At 51.0% G+C, this 16,679-nt stretch carries 14 protein-coding genes; 10 read left to right on the forward strand and 4 right to left on the reverse strand.

Annotated features, from left to right (window positions below; genetic code table 11):
* Positions 1-99: 99 nt before the first annotated feature.
* Genes fruA through fruB form a run of 3 tightly spaced genes read right to left on the reverse strand, consistent with a single transcriptional unit; the run spans position 100 to position 3,876 of the window.
* Positions 100-1,791, reverse strand: a complete 1,692-nt coding sequence (gene fruA, locus RGV86_RS05155) for a PTS fructose transporter subunit IIBC (protein ID WP_085460943.1) — start codon at positions 1,789-1,791, stop codon at positions 100-102.
* Positions 1,792-1,807: 16 nt separating this feature from the next.
* Positions 1,808-2,746, reverse strand: coding sequence for a 1-phosphofructokinase (gene fruK / locus RGV86_RS05160; RefSeq protein ID WP_000091270.1), 939 nt, complete (start codon positions 2,744-2,746; stop codon positions 1,808-1,810).
* Positions 2,746-3,876 carry a fused PTS fructose transporter subunit IIA/HPr protein gene (gene fruB, locus RGV86_RS05165; protein ID WP_085460944.1) on the reverse strand — a complete coding sequence of 377 codons (1,131 nt, stop codon included), beginning with the start codon at positions 3,874-3,876 and terminating at the stop codon, positions 2,746-2,748. Before fruB ends, fruK begins: the two co-directional genes overlap by 1 nt.
* Positions 3,877-4,243: 367 nt before the next feature.
* On the opposite strand from fruB, the gene setB reads away from it, so the two are divergent.
* Positions 4,244-5,425, forward strand: coding sequence for a sugar efflux transporter SetB (gene setB, locus RGV86_RS05170; protein WP_000551953.1), 1,182 nt, complete (start codon positions 4,244-4,246; stop codon positions 5,423-5,425).
* Here setB and RGV86_RS05175 read toward each other — a convergent pair.
* Positions 5,422-5,676, reverse strand: coding sequence for a YkgJ family cysteine cluster protein (locus tag RGV86_RS05175; RefSeq protein WP_024165195.1), 255 nt, complete (start codon positions 5,674-5,676; stop codon positions 5,422-5,424). The genes setB and RGV86_RS05175 overlap by 4 nt on opposite strands.
* Positions 5,677-5,830: 154 nt before the next feature.
* Here RGV86_RS05175 and yeiP point away from each other — a divergent pair, with 154 nt between their 5' ends.
* From yeiP to RGV86_RS05220, 9 genes are all read left to right on the forward strand, one after another.
* The gene (yeiP, locus tag RGV86_RS05180; protein WP_001136827.1) at positions 5,831-6,403 is read left to right on the forward strand and encodes an elongation factor P-like protein YeiP; all 573 of its coding nucleotides are present in this window, start codon (positions 5,831-5,833) and stop codon (positions 6,401-6,403) included.
* Between the two features lie 223 nt (positions 6,404-6,626).
* Entirely contained in the window at positions 6,627-8,093 is a 1,467-nt protein-coding gene (locus RGV86_RS05185; protein ID WP_085460945.1) for a mannitol dehydrogenase family protein, read from the forward strand.
* 117 nt (positions 8,094-8,210) lie between these two features.
* The gene (yeiR, locus tag RGV86_RS05190; RefSeq protein ID WP_000198832.1) at positions 8,211-9,197 is read left to right on the forward strand and encodes a zinc-binding GTPase YeiR; all 987 of its coding nucleotides are present in this window, start codon (positions 8,211-8,213) and stop codon (positions 9,195-9,197) included.
* A gap of 38 nt (positions 9,198-9,235) precedes the next feature.
* The gene (lpxT, locus tag RGV86_RS05195; protein ID WP_010347233.1) at positions 9,236-9,949 is read left to right on the forward strand and encodes a Kdo(2)-lipid A phosphotransferase; all 714 of its coding nucleotides are present in this window, start codon (positions 9,236-9,238) and stop codon (positions 9,947-9,949) included.
* 411 nt (positions 9,950-10,360) lie between these two features.
* The gene (mepS, locus tag RGV86_RS05200) at positions 10,361-10,927 is read left to right on the forward strand and encodes a bifunctional murein DD-endopeptidase/murein LD-carboxypeptidase (RefSeq protein ID WP_000241011.1); all 567 of its coding nucleotides are present in this window, start codon (positions 10,361-10,363) and stop codon (positions 10,925-10,927) included.
* 178 nt (positions 10,928-11,105) lie between these two features.
* Complete coding sequence (locus RGV86_RS05205; protein WP_000470615.1) at positions 11,106-12,662, forward strand: cyclic di-GMP phosphodiesterase; 1,557 nt, start codon at positions 11,106-11,108, stop codon at positions 12,660-12,662.
* Positions 12,663-12,743: 81 nt separating this feature from the next.
* Positions 12,744-14,558, forward strand: a complete 1,815-nt coding sequence (locus RGV86_RS05210; protein WP_085460947.1) for an extracellular solute-binding protein — start codon at positions 12,744-12,746, stop codon at positions 14,556-14,558.
* On the forward strand, positions 14,559-15,653 hold the full coding sequence (locus tag RGV86_RS05215; protein WP_000501604.1) for a microcin C ABC transporter permease YejB: 1,095 nt from the start codon (positions 14,559-14,561) through the stop codon (positions 15,651-15,653).
* Complete coding sequence (locus RGV86_RS05220; protein WP_085460948.1) at positions 15,653-16,678, forward strand: ABC transporter permease; 1,026 nt, start codon at positions 15,653-15,655, stop codon at positions 16,676-16,678. The genes RGV86_RS05215 and RGV86_RS05220 overlap by 1 nt, the downstream gene beginning before the upstream one ends.
* Position 16,679 lies beyond the last annotated feature (1 nt).

Here is a 16,679-nt window from a genome sequence, read left to right on the forward strand (position 1 = left end):
CATTCAAAATCATAGAATTGCCGTCAACAATTTATCACTCACCTTGCACTCATCAAATGATACAGGGCAGAAAATTTCTGCCCTGTGGTTCACGTTTTATTATGCTGCTTTCGCCACAACGTCCGCTTCCGGACGTTTCAGGAAGGCATAGGCCAGACCCGCCACCAGCGTACCAGCGATAATTGCCACCAGGTAACCCAGTACCGGCGTAATGGCGCCAGGGATCAGCAGAACAAACAGACCACCGTGCGGTGCCATCAGTTTCGCACCAATCGCCATTGAGATTGCGCCAGTCAGCGCCCCACCAACGATACAGCACGGCAGCACTCGCATCGGATCACGGGCAGCAAACGGAATTGCACCTTCTGAAATAAAGCACAGACCAAGAACCAGAGCTGCTTTGCCGCCTTCTTGCTGCGCTTTGTCGAATTTGCGACGCGCCACCATTGTTGCCAGCCCCATTGCCAGCGGAGGCACCATACCTGCCGCCATAATCGCCGCCATCGGGCCATAGGTTTGAGTACTCAGCAGACCCACACCGAATGCATACGCTGCTTTGTTTACCGGACCGCCCATGTCAGTACACATCATGCCACCGAGGATCGCGCCCAGCAGAACCGCATTCGCAGTACCCATGGTTTGCAGCCAGTGAGTCAGGCTTTCGAGGATGCCAGCAACCGGTTTACCGATCAGGTAGATCATCGCCAGACCGACCACCAGACTGGAAATCAGCGGAATGATCAGAATCGGTTTCAGCGCCTCCATACTCTGTGGCAGTTTCAGTTGCGTACTGATTAACTTCGCGATGTAACCCGCCAGGAAGCCCGCAATGATCCCGCCAATGAAGCCAGAACCTGTGCTGACCGCCAGCATACCGCCAATCAGACCCGGCGTGAGACCCGGACGATCGGCAATGGAGAAGGCAATGTAACCCGCCAGTACCGGCACCATCAGCGCAAAGGCTGAACCACCGCCAATCTGCATCAGCGCCGCCGCCAGCGTCCCCTGCTCTTTAAACGCTTCGATACCAAAAGCAAAGGAAAGCGCGATACACAGACCACCCGCAACCACCATTGGCAGCATGTAGGAAACGCCCGTCAGCAGGTGACGATACGCGCCTGCACTCTCTTTCTTACCTTCAGTGGTCGCCGTTTGAGCTTTACCCGCCGGTTCGTAAGGCGTCGCTTCAGCAACCGCTTTATCCAGCTCCTGAGCCGTTTTCTTCAGCGCCAGACCGGTAGAGGTGCGATACATTGGTTTACCGGCAAACTTCGCCAGATCCACTTCGATATCTGCTGCCACAATCACCAGATCCGCTGCTGCCACTTCTTCAGGCGTGATCGCGTTACCCGCACCAACGGAGCCACGGGTTTCAACTTTCACCCACCAGCCACGTTTTTTCGCTTCGGTTTCAATGGCTTCAGCCGCCATAAAGGTGTGCGCTACGCCAGTTGGGCAAGCTGTCACCGCAACCACGCGTTTCGGGCCACTGGCGACAACCGGTGCTGTCGCAGCGACCGGCGCAGTGTAAGGCTTCGCATGGCCTTTGGCTTCACTCAGGAATAGCTCAGGATGCGCGACTGCGCGGGAAATATCGCCCAGCCAGACATTTTTACCGTTCAGCGCGCTGTCGTGCGGGATGGAATCACCCAGAACAATCGCCATTTCAGCGTCGTTCGGATTGTCGATGATTTCCAGTTTTGCTTTTCGCGCCGCCGCGCCCAGCAGGGTCTTCGCCATATAGGCGCGTGCCTGACCGAGATTAGCGTCAATAATCAGCAGCGTTTTCATTATGCCTCTCCTGCTGTCAGTTAAAAGGTTGTAAGTCGACGCGCGCCATCATTGCGGCCAACTGCGGACGATCGGTAATACCCACATTGCTTTGACTGACCGCCAGGGCTGCAACAGCCGTTGCCAGACGCAGTGTGTGTTCACTGGATTCACGCATCAGCAAGCCATAAATGAGGCCGCCAACCATGGAATCCCCTGCGCCAACAGTGCTTACGACATCGACTGACGGTGGTTTGGCGATCCATTCGCCGGAGGCATTAACCCAAAGCGCGCCTTCGGCACCCAGTGAAATGACGACATGCGCGATACCTTGTTCACGTAGCGCATGTGCAGCTTCAATGACATCTTTCATTTCAGGCAGTTTACGGCCTGCCCAGATTTCCAGCTCGCGACGGTTAGGTTTCACCAGCCACGGTGCCGCTTTCAAACCTGCCACTAATGCTTCGCGGCTACTATCAAAGATAATGCAAGGACACTGACTACGCAGGCGAGTCATCCAGTCGGTGAATGCTTCCGGGCTGACGCCTGACGGTAAACTGCCGCTGACACAGACCATATCGAACTGACCGAGCCAGCTCAGAGAATCAGTCACAAAGCGTTCCCAGTCTGCTGGAGTGACTTCAAAACCCGAGAAATTGAGGTCAGTAACTTCGCCGTCTTTTTCCGTCAACTTAACGTTAATGCGGGTACGCCCCTGTACAACCTGGAAACGGTTGGCAATGCCCAGCTCGCTGAACAGTTGCTGAAATCCGTCCTGATTGTCTTTACCCAGAAAGCCGCCAACGGTGACATCAATACCCAGATCTTTCAGAACTTTGGCAACGTTGATACCTTTACCCGCCGCATGAAGACCGGTGGTTTTCACCAGGTTCACTTCGCCGCGTTCAATTTCCGGGCAGAAACCAACAAGGTCATACGCCGGATTGAGGGTGATCGTAGCAACACGTCTGCTCATTACGCGCCCTCCCCAAGACCTGCGGCGATGGCGTCGCCAATTGCCTTCAGTGCCTGTTCAGCATCCGCCCCCTGGGCGGTAAAGCGCAGGCGATGACCTTTCTTAACGCCAAGTGCCACAACTTTCATCAGACTACGTCCGTTTGCCGGTTTGCCGGTGCCATCAAGGTTTGTCACGGTAATATCACTGTTAAATTGTTTAATGGTATTGACCAGCATGGTGCCTGGACGAGCATGCAGGCCGTGTTCGTTGCGCACCACAAACTCCGCGCTTAACACGTCGTCAGTCGGCGCATCATCGCTGGTCAGCAGTGCCAGCAATGTTGCCGCATCCGCTTTCAGCAAACGGTCAGCTTTATTGTCGAGTAACAGATCGGCGAGACGCTTAAGAACCGCGACGGGCTGATCGTCATTCATTGCCACACTCACCAGCATGGCTGCCGTTTCGCCGTCCACATCAAAAGCATTTGCCGCGCGGCTTACCGCAATCGCGCTACGCAGGTTGCCTTCGGCGCTATCGCTCAGCCAGATGCCCTGTCCGAGATTCAGAGGTTGTTCATTGATGGCTTTAGTGACGAAGGTGGCGTCAACGGCACCCGCTTCTTTCAGACGTGCAGCGTTCAGCGCCTGCAGAGTCAGCAGATCGCTGGCGACAATATCCAGCGTCAGCATTTCGTTATCGAGTTTCAGCTGCTCACTCTGCTTTTCGCCCATCAGCAATGCGCGAAGTTCTTCTGCAGTCGTTGCTGACTTCAGTTGTTCAGCAACGGAATCATCGCTTAGCACGTGGGTCAGCTGGCGCAGCAGGCCCAGGTGTTCGTCCGAGCTGGCGGCAATACCGATCGCCACGTATGCCACCTGACCGTCACTCCAGGTGACGCCTTCCGGGAACTGAAACACCTGAACGCCGGTTTTCAGCACCTGATCGCGGGTGTCGGTGGTGCCGTGGGGAATGGCAATACCATTGCCGAGGAACGTTGAGGTTTGCTGCTCGCGCGCCAGCATGCCATTGACGTAGCCTTCAGCTACATTACCGGCCTGCACCAGCGCCGCAGCGACCTGGCGAATCGCCTCTTCTTTGTCTCCGGCCTTTTCGCCCGGATGGATGTCCTGTACGGATAACTGGAACATAGTTCTCCTCTCTTGCTGAATTGAAACGATTCAGCTTCTATGAGAAAAAAAGCGCCAACCTGGCTTACGGTTAAAGACAAGATCGCGCTGAAACGTTTCAATAAAGCATAATACTTCTGTTTCAGCACGCAAGGGAAGCTGTAAACTTATGACCAAAATTTTGATGCGCTGCACAATTTTTTGTCATTTTTCCTAATTGCTGACGGGAAAACTCGTTGCCAGCAATTTCATTTCAGCAGCGTCAGCAGACAATCAACAAGAGTGAAATGGCATTTTGATTATTCGTGGCGAGTTTGATTTCACTGACTGTTTATTTTCTGACAAGCAGCGTAAACTCCGCGTCTCCATCTTTCAGTGATCGACCAGCATGCATAACTCCCCCGCAGTCTCCAGCGCGAAATCGTTTGACCTGACATCGACGGCGTTTTTAATCGTTGCCTTTCTCACCGGTATTGCGGGCGCTCTGCAAACCCCGACGCTCAGTATATTCCTTACCGATGAAGTGCACGCCCGTCCGGCGATGGTGGGATTCTTCTTTACCGGCAGTGCTGTCATCGGGATTCTGGTGAGTCAGTTTCTCGCCGGACGCTCTGATAAGCGTGGCGATCGTAAATCACTGATTGTCTTTTGCTGCCTGTTAGGCGTGCTGGCCTGCATCCTTTTTGCCTGGAACCGCAACTACTTTGTTTTGCTGTTCGTTGGTGTCTTTCTTAGTAGCTTTGGCTCTACCGCCAACCCGCAAATGTTTGCTCTCGCCCGTGAGCACGCTGACAAAACCGGGCGTGAAGCGGTGATGTTCAGCTCTTTTTTACGCGCTCAGGTTTCGTTGGCATGGGTCATTGGTCCGCCGCTGGCTTATGCCCTGGCGATGGGGTTCAGCTTTACGGTGATGTATCTCAGCGCAGCAGTGGCGTTTATTGTCTGCGGCCTGATGGTGTGGCTATTTTTACCGTCGATGCAAAAAGAGGTTCCGCTGGCGACCGGCACGGTTGAAGCGCCGCGCCGTAATCGTCGCGATACGCTACTGCTGTTTGTCATTTGTACGTTGATGTGGGGGTCAAATAGCCTGTACATCATCAACATGCCACTGTTTATTATCAACGAATTGCATCTTCCCGAGAAACTGGCGGGCGTGATGATGGGAACCGCCGCAGGCCTGGAAATCCCGACCATGTTGATCGCGGGTTATTTTGCCAAACGTCTGGGTAAGCGTTTCTTAATGCGCGTTGCCGCCGTGGGTGGCGTCTGTTTTTACGCAGGTATGCTGATGGCGCATTCACCTGTCATTCTGTTGGGCTTGCAGCTGCTGAATGCTATTTTTATTGGCATTCTGGGTGGCATCGGGATGCTCTATTTTCAGGATCTGATGCCCGGTCAGGCGGGTTCAGCAACCACGCTCTATACCAATACCTCGCGTGTGGGCTGGATCATCGCGGGGTCAGTGGCGGGCATAGTCGCCGAAATCTGGAATTATCACGCCGTGTTCTGGTTTGCGATGGTGATGATTATCGCCACTCTGTTCTGCTTACTGCGGATTAAAGATGTTTAAGGCGCGGTCAGTATTTCCAGATCGATAAGCCAGGTCATCGCCTGCTGACGCGTGTTACCGCACATTTCAGCACTGGCTTGTAAACCTGCGCAAACTTTCGGACGTAGCGGCGATGTAAAAATTTTACAACGTTGCTGTTCATCAAGCTGAATGCAGGGCGTATTGGCGGGCTTGCCATCTGGCATACCAGGTATAGGGCTGGAAATTGAAGGGGCAGTGCAACACGCCCCGCAACCCGGACGGCATTCCATACGTTGTTCTCTTAAGGTTAACCACCGGATTGATGAGCGCGCACAGTACCACCTTTTTTGCACCAGCAAAAGTGCGAATACCACTTGCCTGAAAGGCTCGTCGCGAGTAGTTTGACGCGATATTTTTGACATTTTCGATAACAGGAATTTTTCGATGCCAAGAGCGAACGAAATTAAAAAAGGTATGGTACTGAATTACAACGGCAAATTGCTGCTGGTTAAGGATATTGATATTCAGTCTCCCACCGCCCGTGGTGCCGCTACGCTGTACAAAATGCGTTTTTCTGATGTCCGTACCGGGCTGAAAGTGGAAGAACGCTTCAAAGGCGATGATATCGTTGACACCGTAACGCTGACCCGTCGTTACGTTGACTTCTCCTACGTCGATGGCAACGAATATGTCTTTATGGATAAAGAAGACTATACCCCGTATACCTTCACTAAAGATCAGATCGAAGAAGAGCTGCTGTTTATGCCGGAAGGCGGTATGCCGGATATGCAGGTTCTGACCTGGGACGGTCAACTTCTGGCGCTTGAACTGCCGCAAACCGTTGATCTGGAAATTGTTGAAACCGCACCGGGCATCAAAGGCGCGTCTGCCAGCGCCCGTAACAAACCGGCGACATTGAGCACCGGTCTGGTCATTCAAGTACCAGAATACTTAAGCCCAGGCGAAAAAATTCGTATCCATATCGAAGAACGCCGCTATATGGGTCGTGCTGACTGACTTCAGCCAGATATCAGAAAAGGGATGGCTCAGACTGTCCCTTTTTTAATTTATTATACCAATCTTCTATTTTGCGCTTCCTGAACATCGTTCTCCCGCAATATTCACCACTAAATTGATCGCCCTCACACTTCATCGCATTAACAATCCAGACCAATTTCAATTGCTGTCATATAACTTTACACTGTCGTTGTTAATTAATCGTTACTAAGACGTGACTCCTATGAATACAATCGCCTCCGTTACGCTCCCGCAGCATGTACACTCGCCCCGCTACGATCGGCAACAATTGAAATCTCGTATCGTTCATTTTGGATTTGGAGCCTTCCACCGTGCGCATCAGGCGCTATTAACCGACCGTGTGCTGAATGCCCAGGGCGGCGACTGGGGGATCTGTGAAATCAGCCTGTTCAGTGGCGATCAGTTGATGAGCCAGCTTCGCGCGCAGGATCATTTATACACCGTGTTAGAGAAAGGCGCAGACGGCAACCAGGCTATTATTATTGGAGCCGTTCGCGAGTGCCTGAATGCAAAACTGGATTCCTTAGCGGCGATTATTGAGAAGTTTTGCGAGCCGCAGGTGGCGATTGTTTCCCTGACGATTACCGAAAAAGGCTATTGCATCGACCCGGCTACCGGCACACTCGACATCAGCAATCCACGTATCGTTCACGATCTACAAAGTCCCGAAGATCCTCACTCCGCGCCAGGCATTCTCGTCGAAGCACTAAAGCGCCGCCGTGAGCGCGGCCTTGCCCCGTTTACCGTGCTCTCCTGCGACAACATTCCCGATAATGGCCATGTGGTGAAAAACGCGGTGCTGGGGATGGCGGAAAAACGTTCGCCAGAACTTGCGGAATGGATAAAAGATCACGTCAGCTTTCCGGGAACCATGGTAGACCGCATTGTCCCGGCAGCAACAGACGAATCACTGGCGGAAATTAGCCAGCATCTGGGCGTGAATGATCCCTGTGCGATTAGCTGCGAGCCGTTTATCCAATGGGTGGTGGAAGATAACTTCCTCGCGGGGCGCCCTGCCTGGGAAGTCGCTGGCGTGCAGATGGTCAATGATGTTCTGCCGTGGGAGGAGATGAAACTGCGTATGCTTAATGGTAGTCACTCTTTTCTCGCTTATCTGGGTTATCTCGCAGGATTCGCCCATATCAGTGATTGTATGCAGGATCGCGCATTTCTCCATGCCGCCAGAACATTAATGCTGGATGAGCAAGCGCCGACGCTGCGGATCAAAGATGTCGATTTAACACAATATGCGGATAAGTTAATTGCACGTTTTGCTAACCCGGCGCTGAAACATAAGACCTGGCAAATCGCGATGGATGGCAGCCAGAAATTACCGCAGCGTATGCTGGCAGGCATTCGCATACATCAGGCGCGCGGAACGAACTGGTCATTGTTGGCATTAGGCGTTGCTGGCTGGATGCGCTATGTGAGCGGTGTTGATGATGCCGGAAATGCTATTGATGTTCGCGATCCGCTTAGCGATAAAATTCGCGACCTGGTCGCGGGCAGCAGCAATGAACAACGCGTAACCGCCCTGCTTTCCCTGCGTGAAGTTTTCGGTGATGACCTGCCAAATAACCCGCATTTTGTGCAGGCTATCGAACAAGCCTGGCAACAAATCGCGCAGTTTGGGGCGCATCAGGCGCTATTAAACACTCTCAAAATTTAACGATTTCTGCGGTTAAAGCGGATGAAGCCCGTCTTCGTCCGCTCTCCCCTTCTCTTTTCTGCCTTTTTTAGCCAGGATTAACGCACAGTTAACTTATCAGAGTATTGCGGAGCCGCTGTGACCAGGACCAACCTCATCACCGGTTTTCTCGGCAGCGGGAAAACCACGTCGATTCTTCATCTATTAGCCCATAAAGATCCCAACGAAAAATGGGCGGTGCTGGTTAATGAATTTGGAGAAGTCGGAATTGATGGCGCTTTGCTCGCCGATAGCGGCGCATTGCTGAAAGAGATCCCCGGCGGCTGCATGTGCTGCGTTAATGGTTTACCCATGCAGGTAGGTCTGAATACCTTACTGCGTCAGGGAAAACCAGACCGCTTGTTGATAGAGCCAACCGGGCTGGGCCATCCGAAACAGATCCTCGATCTGTTAACCGCACCAGTTTATGAACCGTGGATCGACTTGCGCGCCACGTTGTGTATTCTCGATCCACGCCTGCTGTTGGATGAAAAAAGTGTCAATAATGAAAACTTCCGTGACCAGTTGGCTGCCGCAGACATCATTGTCGCCAATAAATCCGACCGCGCGACGCCCGAAAGCGAGCAAGCGTTGCAACGCTGGTGGCAACAAAATGGTGGCGATCGGCAATTAATTCACAGCGAACATGGGCAAATTGAAGGTCATCTTCTGGATTTACCCCGTCGCAATTTAACTGAGTTGCCTGCCAGCGCCGCCCATTCACATCAGCATGGCGTGAAAAAAGGGTTAGCGGCGTTAAGCCTGCCAGAACATCAACGCTGGCGTCGCAGTCTGAACAGCGGACAAGGACATCAGGCCTGTGGCTGGATATTCGACGCTGATACGGTGTTCGACACCATCGGCATTCTGGAATGGGCACGACTTGCACCAGTAGAGCGAGTGAAAGGCGTTATGCGCATTCCGGAAGGCCTTGTGCGAATCAACCGTCAGGGCGATGACCTGCACATTGAAACGCAAAACGTTGCACCACCGGATAGCCGTATTGAGCTGATTTCCAGTAGCGAAACTGACTGGAACGCCTTACAAAGCGCGCTGTTGAAGCTTCGTTTAGCGACCACCGCGTAAGGTTGCCTGCGTTTTTCAGTAAGATAATTAGAGAAAATATGATTAAAAATTTGCCGCAAATAGTGTTGTTGAACATTGTCGGCCTCGTGCTGTTTCTTTCCTGGTACATACCCGTTAATCATGGATTCTGGTTATCGATTGATACGAATATTTTTTATTTCTTTAATCAGAAACTGGTCGAAAGTAAGGCCTTTTTGTGGCTGGTTGCATTGACCAACAATCGCGCTTTCGACGGTTGTTCACTGCTGACGATGGGAATGTTGATGCTGAGTTTCTGGCTGAAAGAAAATGCCCCTGGCAGACGACGTATCGTAATTATTGGTCTGGTCATGCTGTTAACCGCAGTGGTATTAAACCAGCTGGGTCAGGCATTAATTCCGGTAAAACGGGCCAGCCCGACATTAACCTTTACAGATATTAACCGCGTCAGCGAACTGCTACCTGTACCCACGAAAGATGCATCACGAGATAGCTTTCCCGGCGATCACGGCATGATGTTACTTATTTTTTCCGCCTTTATGTGGCGCTATTTCGGAAAAGTCGCAGGTCTTATCGGCATTATTATTTTTGTGGTTTTTGCATTTCCCAGAGTAATGATTGGCGCGCACTGGTTTACCGATATCATTGTCGGCTCCATGACCGTGATATTGATCGGTTTACCCTGGGTGCTGTTGACGCCATTAAGTGATCGATTAATCACCTTTTTTGACAAATCACTACCGGGAAAAAGCAAACATTTCCAAAACAAATAACTCACAGTAATTAACATCATCAGGTTTATTTTTATAGTAAGGATAATCCTGATGATGCGCACGATTGCTTTCATTCATCGAATACAATGCTCATTCTTTAAGCAAATGAATAGGTTGCATGTTTTTCGCACAATCGTTCTTTAATTGACCAATCCCACTTATTAACTTTCTGTATCACTTTTTCTTATAAAAAATCATGTAAAACCGCTCGCCAAGACCGCGCCAATCGGGTAATCTCGGACTCGTTTTGCCTCGGCGTTAAATTATCCTCACAGCATATAATTTTGTGCGTTAGTCCACAGATTTGGCCTTAAGGAATTGTTTCAACATGCCCAGGTAATTAGTCTCGTGTCGCTTGGCATTTTTTATAACGATATTTATCGTTAAGGACTTCAAGGGAAAACAAACAACATGGTCAAATCTCAACCGATTTTGAGATATATCTTGCGCGGCATTCCCGCGATTGCAGTAGCGGTTCTGCTTTCTGCATGTAGTGCAAACAACACCGCAAAGAATATGCATCCTGAGACACGTGCAGTGGGTAGTGAAACATCATCACTGCAAGCTTCTCAGGATGAATTTGAAAACCTGGTTCGTAATGTCGACGTGAAATCGCGAATTATGGATCAGTATGCTGACTGGAAAGGCGTTCGTTATCGTCTGGGCGGCAGCACCAAAAAAGGTATCGATTGTTCTGGTTTCGTACAACGTACATTCCGTGAACAATTTGGCTTAGAGCTTCCGCGTTCAACGTATGAACAGCAGGAAATGGGGAAATCAGTTTCCCGTAGTAATTTGCGTACAGGCGACTTAGTCCTGTTCCGCGCGGGTTCAACCGGACGCCATGTCGGTATTTATATCGGTAATAATCAGTTTGTTCACGCATCCACCAGCAGTGGTGTAATTATTTCCAGCATGAATGAGCCGTACTGGAAGAAGCGTTACAACGAAGCACGTCGGGTTCTCAGCCGTAGCTAATAAATCGTTTGGATGCAATCCCTTGGCTATCCTGACGAGTTAACGAAAAGCACTGCTTAGGCAGTGCTTTTTGGTTTTTCTCATCCGAGAAAATGATGTTTCCACATCTTGAACCAGGCTATAGTCCCGTCATTCTTTCCTTTTAGTGTTGTCGTATTTTCAGGATATTATCGGAACCATGTTCATACGAGCTCCCTCTTCTGGACGTAAGATCCTGCTCACCTGCATTATTGCGGGCGTGATGATTGCGATACTGGTCAGCTGCCTTCAGTTTTTAGTGGCCTGGCATAAACACGAAGTCAAATACGACACCTTGATTAGCGACGTACAAAAATATCTCAATACCTATTTTGCCGACCTGAAATCCACCACTGACAGGCTCCAGCCGCTTACCTTAGATACCTGCCAGCAAGCTAACCCGGAGCTGACTGCACGCGCAGCATTTAGCATGAACGTGCGAACGTTTGTGCTGGTAAAGGATAAAAAGAGCTTCTGTTCTTCTGCAACTGGTGAGATGGACATCCCACTCAGTGAACTGATTCCGGCACTAAACATCGGCAAAGATATTGATATGGCAATATTGCCAGGCACACCGATGGTGCCCAATAAACCAACGATCGTCATCTGGTATCGTAACCCTTTATTAAAAAATAGCGGCGTTTTTGCAGCATTGAATCTGAACCTGACGCCGTATATTTTCTATAGCTATCACCAGCAAGATTTCAACGGTATCGCGCTCATTATTGGTGATACTGCGCTATCGACTTTTACGTCGCATTTGATGAACGTCCGTGAGTTAACCGGCACGCCGGTACGTGAAACCAAAATTGCAGGCCTTCCGCTGACCGTTCGGCTTTATGCTGATGACTGGACATGGAACGATGTGTGGTACGCGTTTCTACTGGGTGGTATGAGTGGAACTGTCGTTGGCCTGCTCTGCTATTACCTGATGAGCGTGCGTATGCGCCCAGGCAGAGAAATTATGATGGCCATCAAACGTGAGCAATTTTACGTGGTGTATCAACCGGTGGTTGATACGCAAACACTGCGGGTAACTGGCCTGGAAGTACTGCTACGCTGGCGTCACCCGGTAGTGGGTGAAATTCCCCCGGACGCCTTCATTCACTATGCCGAATCGCAAAAGATGATTGTACCTCTCACCCAGCATCTGTTTGAGCTGATTGCTCGTGATGCCGCAGAATTAGAAAACATACTGCCGGTGGGCGTGAAATTTGGCATTAACATCGCGCCGGATCATCTGCACAGCGAGAGCTTTAAAGCAGATATCCAAAAACTGCTCACTTCCCTGCCCGCACACCATTTCCAGATTGTGCTGGAAATTACCGAGCGCGATATGCTGAAAGAGCAAGAAGCCACGCAACTCTTCGCCTGGCTGCATTCAGTCGGCGTAGAAATTGCTATTGATGACTTCGGCACCGGGCACAGCGCGCTTATTTATCTGGAACGTTTCACGCTCGATTACCTGAAAATTGACCGTGGCTTTATCAACGCCATAGGTACGGAAACGGTCACCTCACCCGTACTTGACGCGGTGCTGACGCTGGCGAAACGTCTCAATATGCTGACAGTTGCTGAAGGGGTCGAAACACCGGAACAGGCGCGCTGGCTGCGCGAACGTGGCGTTAATTTCCTGCAAGGTTACTGGATTAGTCGCCCCCTGCCGCTGGATGATTTTATCCGCTGGCTGGAGAAACCTCATACGCCACAGTGGTAAGGTGTGCGTGCGTCCCTTATTATTCATAGTGAAAGTATGCCGGATTGCGGCTAATGATGAGTAAAAGGAAATCCGTTGCAGATGATTGTGCGCATACTGCTGCTGTTTATCGCTCTGTTCACCTTTGGTGCGCAGGCGCAGGCTATCAAGGAAAGCTATGCCTTTGCAGTGCTGGGAGAACCCCGGTACGCGTTTAATTTCAACCATTTTGATTATGTGAACCCCGCCGTGCCAAAAGGTGGGCAGATAACGTTGTCAGCCCTCGGCACCTTCGATAATTTCAACCGTTATGCATTGCGCGGCAACCCCGGCGCACGCACCGAGCAGTTGTACGACACGCTATTTACCACCTCCGATGACGAGCCAGGCAGTTATTACCCGCTGATTGCCGAAAGCGCGCGCTATGCTGACGATTATTCCTGGGTGGAAGTCGCCATTAATCCACGCGCCCGTTTTCATGACGGTTCGCCTATTACTGCCCGCGATGTTGAATTCACTTTTCAAAAATTTATGACCGAAGGCGTGCCGCAATTTCGTCTGGTTTATAAAGGCACTACCGTTAAAGCCATTGCGCCGTTAACCGTGCGCATTGAATTAGCCAAACCAGGTAAAGAAGATATGCTGAGTCTGTTTTCGCTGCCGGTGTTTCCAGAAAAGTACTGGAAAGATCACAAACTTAGCGACCCGCTCGCCACGCCTCCGCTTGCCAGTGGTCCGTACCGAATTACGTCCTGGAAAATGGGGCAGAATATTGTCTATTCCCGCGTGAAAGATTACTGGGCGGCAAACTTACCGGTAAACCGTGGGCGCTGGAATTTCGACACCATTCGCTACGATTATTACCTCGACGATAATGTCGCTTTTGAAGCATTTAAAGCCGGTGCTTTTGATTTGCGTATGGAAAACGACGCCAAAAACTGGGCCACGCGCTATACCGGTAAAAATTTCGACAAAAAATACATTATCAAAGACGAACAAAAGAACGAGTCGGCACAGGATACGCGCTGGCTGGCGTTTAACATTCAGCGTCCGGTATTCAGCGATCGCCGGGTCCGGGAAGCGATCACTCTCGCCTTTGACTTTGAATGGATGAACAAGGCGTTGTTTTACAATGCCTGGAGTCGCACGAACAGTTATTTTCAGAATACCGAATACGCGGCCAGAAATTACCCGGACGCAGCTGAACTGGTGCTTCTGGCGCCGATGAAAAAAGAGTTACCACCAGAAGTCTTCACGCAAATCTACCAGCCGCCGGTATCCAAAGGCGATGGCTACGATCGTGACAACCTGTTAAAAGCCGACAAACTTCTCAACGAAGCGGGCTGGGTGCTGAAGGGGCAGCAACGCGTAAATGCCACAACGGGTCAACCGCTCAGCTTTGAGTTATTGCTGCCTTCAAGCAGCAATAGTCAGTGGGTATTGCCGTTCCAGCACAGCCTGCAACGGCTGGGTATCAGTATGGACATTCGCAAGGTGGATAACTCGCAAATTACCAACCGAATGCGCAGTCGCGACTATGACATGATGCCGCGCGTGTGGCGAGCAATGCCGTGGCCCAGTTCCGATTTACAGATTTCCTGGTCATCGGAATATATCAACTCCACTTATAATGCACCCGGCGTGCAAAGTCCGGTTATCGACTCGCTGATCAACCAGATTATTGCCGCGCAGGGAAATAAAGAAAAATTGCTGCCGTTAGGGCGCGCACTGGATCGCGTATTAACGTGGAATTATTACATGCTGCCAATGTGGTACATGGCGGAAGACCGTCTCGCCTGGTGGGATAAATTCTCCCAACCCGCTGTGCGCCCTATTTACAGCCTCGGTATCGATACCTGGTGGTATGACGTCAATAAAGCGGCCAAACTGCCGTCAGCCAGACAACAGGGAGAGTAGATGGGCGCTTATCTGATTCGCCGTCTGTTGCTGGTGATCCCAACGTTATGGGCGATTATCACCATCAACTTTTTCATCGTGCAAATTGCGCCTGGCGGTCCGGTCGACCAGGCCATCGCCGCCATTGAGTTTGGTAATGCCGGAGTATTACCCGGCGCAGGCGGTGAAGGTGTTCGTGCCAGCCATGCGCAAACGGGCGTCGGCAATATCAGCGACAGTAATTACCGTGGCGGACGCGGATTAGATCCAGAAGTGATCGCCGAGATCACTCATCGCTACGGTTTCGATAAGCCGATCCACGAACGTTACTTCAAAATGCTCTGGGACTACATCCGCTTTGATTTTGGCGACAGCTTGTTTCGCAGCGCCTCGGTGCTGACGCTGATTAAAGACAGTCTGCCGGTTTCCATCACCCTCGGATTATGGAGCACGCTGATTATCTATCTGGTGTCGATTCCGTTAGGCATTCGCAAAGCTGTTTATAATGGAAGCCGCTTTGACGTCTGGAGTAGCGCATTTATCATTATCGGCTACGCCATTCCGGCCTTTTTGTTTGCCATCCTGCTGATTGTCTTCTTCGCAGGCGGCAGCTATTTCGACCTGTTCCCTCTACGCGGCCTGGTTTCCGCTAACTTTGATTCGCTGCCGTGGTATCAGAAAATCACTGATTATCTGTGGCATATCACGTTACCCGTGCTGGCGACAGTGATTGGCGGCTTTGCGGCGCTGACCATGCTGACCAAAAACTCATTCCTTGATGAAGTGCGCAAGCAATACGTGGTGACCGCCCGTGCGAAAGGGGTAAGTGAAAAAAATATTCTCTGGAAACATGTGTTCCGCAACGCCATGCTGCTGGTGATTGCCGGTTTTCCGGCGACGTTTATCAGCATGTTTTTTACCGGCTCGCTGCTGATTGAGGTGATGTTTTCACTCAATGGTCTTGGCTTACTGGGCTACGAAGCGACCGTCTCGCGCGATTATCCTGTAATGTTTGGCACCTTGTATATTTTCACCCTGATTGGCCTGCTGCTGAATATCGTCAGTGATATCAGCTATACGCTGGTCGATCCGCGTATTGATTTTGAGGGACGTTAATGTCGCGACTCAGCCCCGTCAATCAGGCCCGTTGGGCGCGTTTTCGCCATAACCGTCGCGGCTACTGGTCGTTATGGATTTTCCTCGTCTTGTTTGGTTTGAGTTTGTGTTCTGAACTTATCGCCAACGATAAACCGTTGCTGGTGCGTTATGACGGCAGCTGGTATTTCCCGTTGCTGAAAAACTACAGCGAAAGCGATTTTGGCGGTCTGCTGGCAAGCCAGGCAGATTATCAGGATCCGTGGCTGAAACAACGGCTGGAAAATAACGGCTGGGTACTGTGGGCACCGATTCGCTTTGGTGCTACCAGTATCAACTTTGCTACCGATAAGCCCTTCCCTTCTCCCCCCTCCCGGCAAAACTGGCTGGGAACAGATGCCAACGGCGGCGATGTGCTGGCACGTATTCTCTATGGCACGCGGATCTCGGTTCTGTTTGGCATGATGCTGACTCTCTGTTCCAGCGTGATGGGCGTGCTGGCGGGGGCGCTACAAGGCTATTACGGCGGTAAAGTCGATCTTTGGGGACAACGCTTTATTGAAGTATGGTCGGGAATGCCGACGCTGTTTTTGATCATTTTACTTTCCAGCGTCGTACAGCCTAACTTCTGGTGGCTGTTGGCAATTACCGTCTTGTTTGGCTGGATGAGTCTGGTCGGTGTGGTGCGGGCGGAGTTTTTACGTACCCGTAATTTCGACTACATCCGCGCGGCGCAGGCGCTTGGCGTCAGCGATCGCAGTATCATTCTGCGTCATATGTTGCCAAATGCCATGGTCGCTACCCTCACCTTTTTACCGTTTATTTTATGCAGTTCAATAACTACCCTGACCTCACTCGATTTCCTCGGCTTCGGTCTGCCGCTCGGTTCACCGTCACTCGGCGAACTGCTGTTACAAGGGAAAAATAACCTTCAGGCCCCGTGGCTTGGGATCACCGCCTTCTTGTCGGTGGCGATATTGTTGTCTTTGCTGATTTTTATTGGTGAAGCCGTCCGCGATGCATTTGCTCCTAATAAGGCGGTGTAGT

This window comes from Escherichia ruysiae (assembly GCF_031323975.1).
Classification (GTDB): Bacteria; Pseudomonadota; Gammaproteobacteria; order Enterobacterales; family Enterobacteriaceae; genus Escherichia; species Escherichia ruysiae.

Coding starts and splice junctions, on each gene's coding strand:
- fruA (WP_085460943.1), bottom strand. CDS start 1,791: ATGAAAACGCTGCTGATTATTGACGCTAATCTCGGTCAGGCACGCGCC.
- fruK (WP_000091270.1), bottom strand. CDS start 2,746: ATGAGCAGACGTGTTGCTACGATCACCCTCAATCCGGCGTATGACCTT.
- fruB (WP_085460944.1), bottom strand. CDS start 3,876: ATGTTCCAGTTATCCGTACAGGACATCCATCCGGGCGAAAAGGCCGGA.
- setB (WP_000551953.1), top strand. CDS start 4,244: ATGCATAACTCCCCCGCAGTCTCCAGCGCGAAATCGTTTGACCTGACA.
- RGV86_RS05175 (WP_024165195.1), bottom strand. CDS start 5,676: ATGGAATGCCGTCCGGGTTGCGGGGCGTGTTGCACTGCCCCTTCAATT.
- yeiP (WP_001136827.1), top strand. CDS start 5,831: ATGCCAAGAGCGAACGAAATTAAAAAAGGTATGGTACTGAATTACAAC.
- RGV86_RS05185 (WP_085460945.1), top strand. CDS start 6,627: ATGAATACAATCGCCTCCGTTACGCTCCCGCAGCATGTACACTCGCCC.
- lpxT (WP_010347233.1), top strand. CDS start 9,236: ATGATTAAAAATTTGCCGCAAATAGTGTTGTTGAACATTGTCGGCCTC.
- mepS (WP_000241011.1), top strand. CDS start 10,361: ATGGTCAAATCTCAACCGATTTTGAGATATATCTTGCGCGGCATTCCC.
- RGV86_RS05205 (WP_000470615.1), top strand. CDS start 11,106: ATGTTCATACGAGCTCCCTCTTCTGGACGTAAGATCCTGCTCACCTGC.
- RGV86_RS05210 (WP_085460947.1), top strand. CDS start 12,744: ATGATTGTGCGCATACTGCTGCTGTTTATCGCTCTGTTCACCTTTGGT.
- RGV86_RS05215 (WP_000501604.1), top strand. CDS start 14,559: ATGGGCGCTTATCTGATTCGCCGTCTGTTGCTGGTGATCCCAACGTTA.
- RGV86_RS05220 (WP_085460948.1), top strand. CDS start 15,653: ATGTCGCGACTCAGCCCCGTCAATCAGGCCCGTTGGGCGCGTTTTCGC.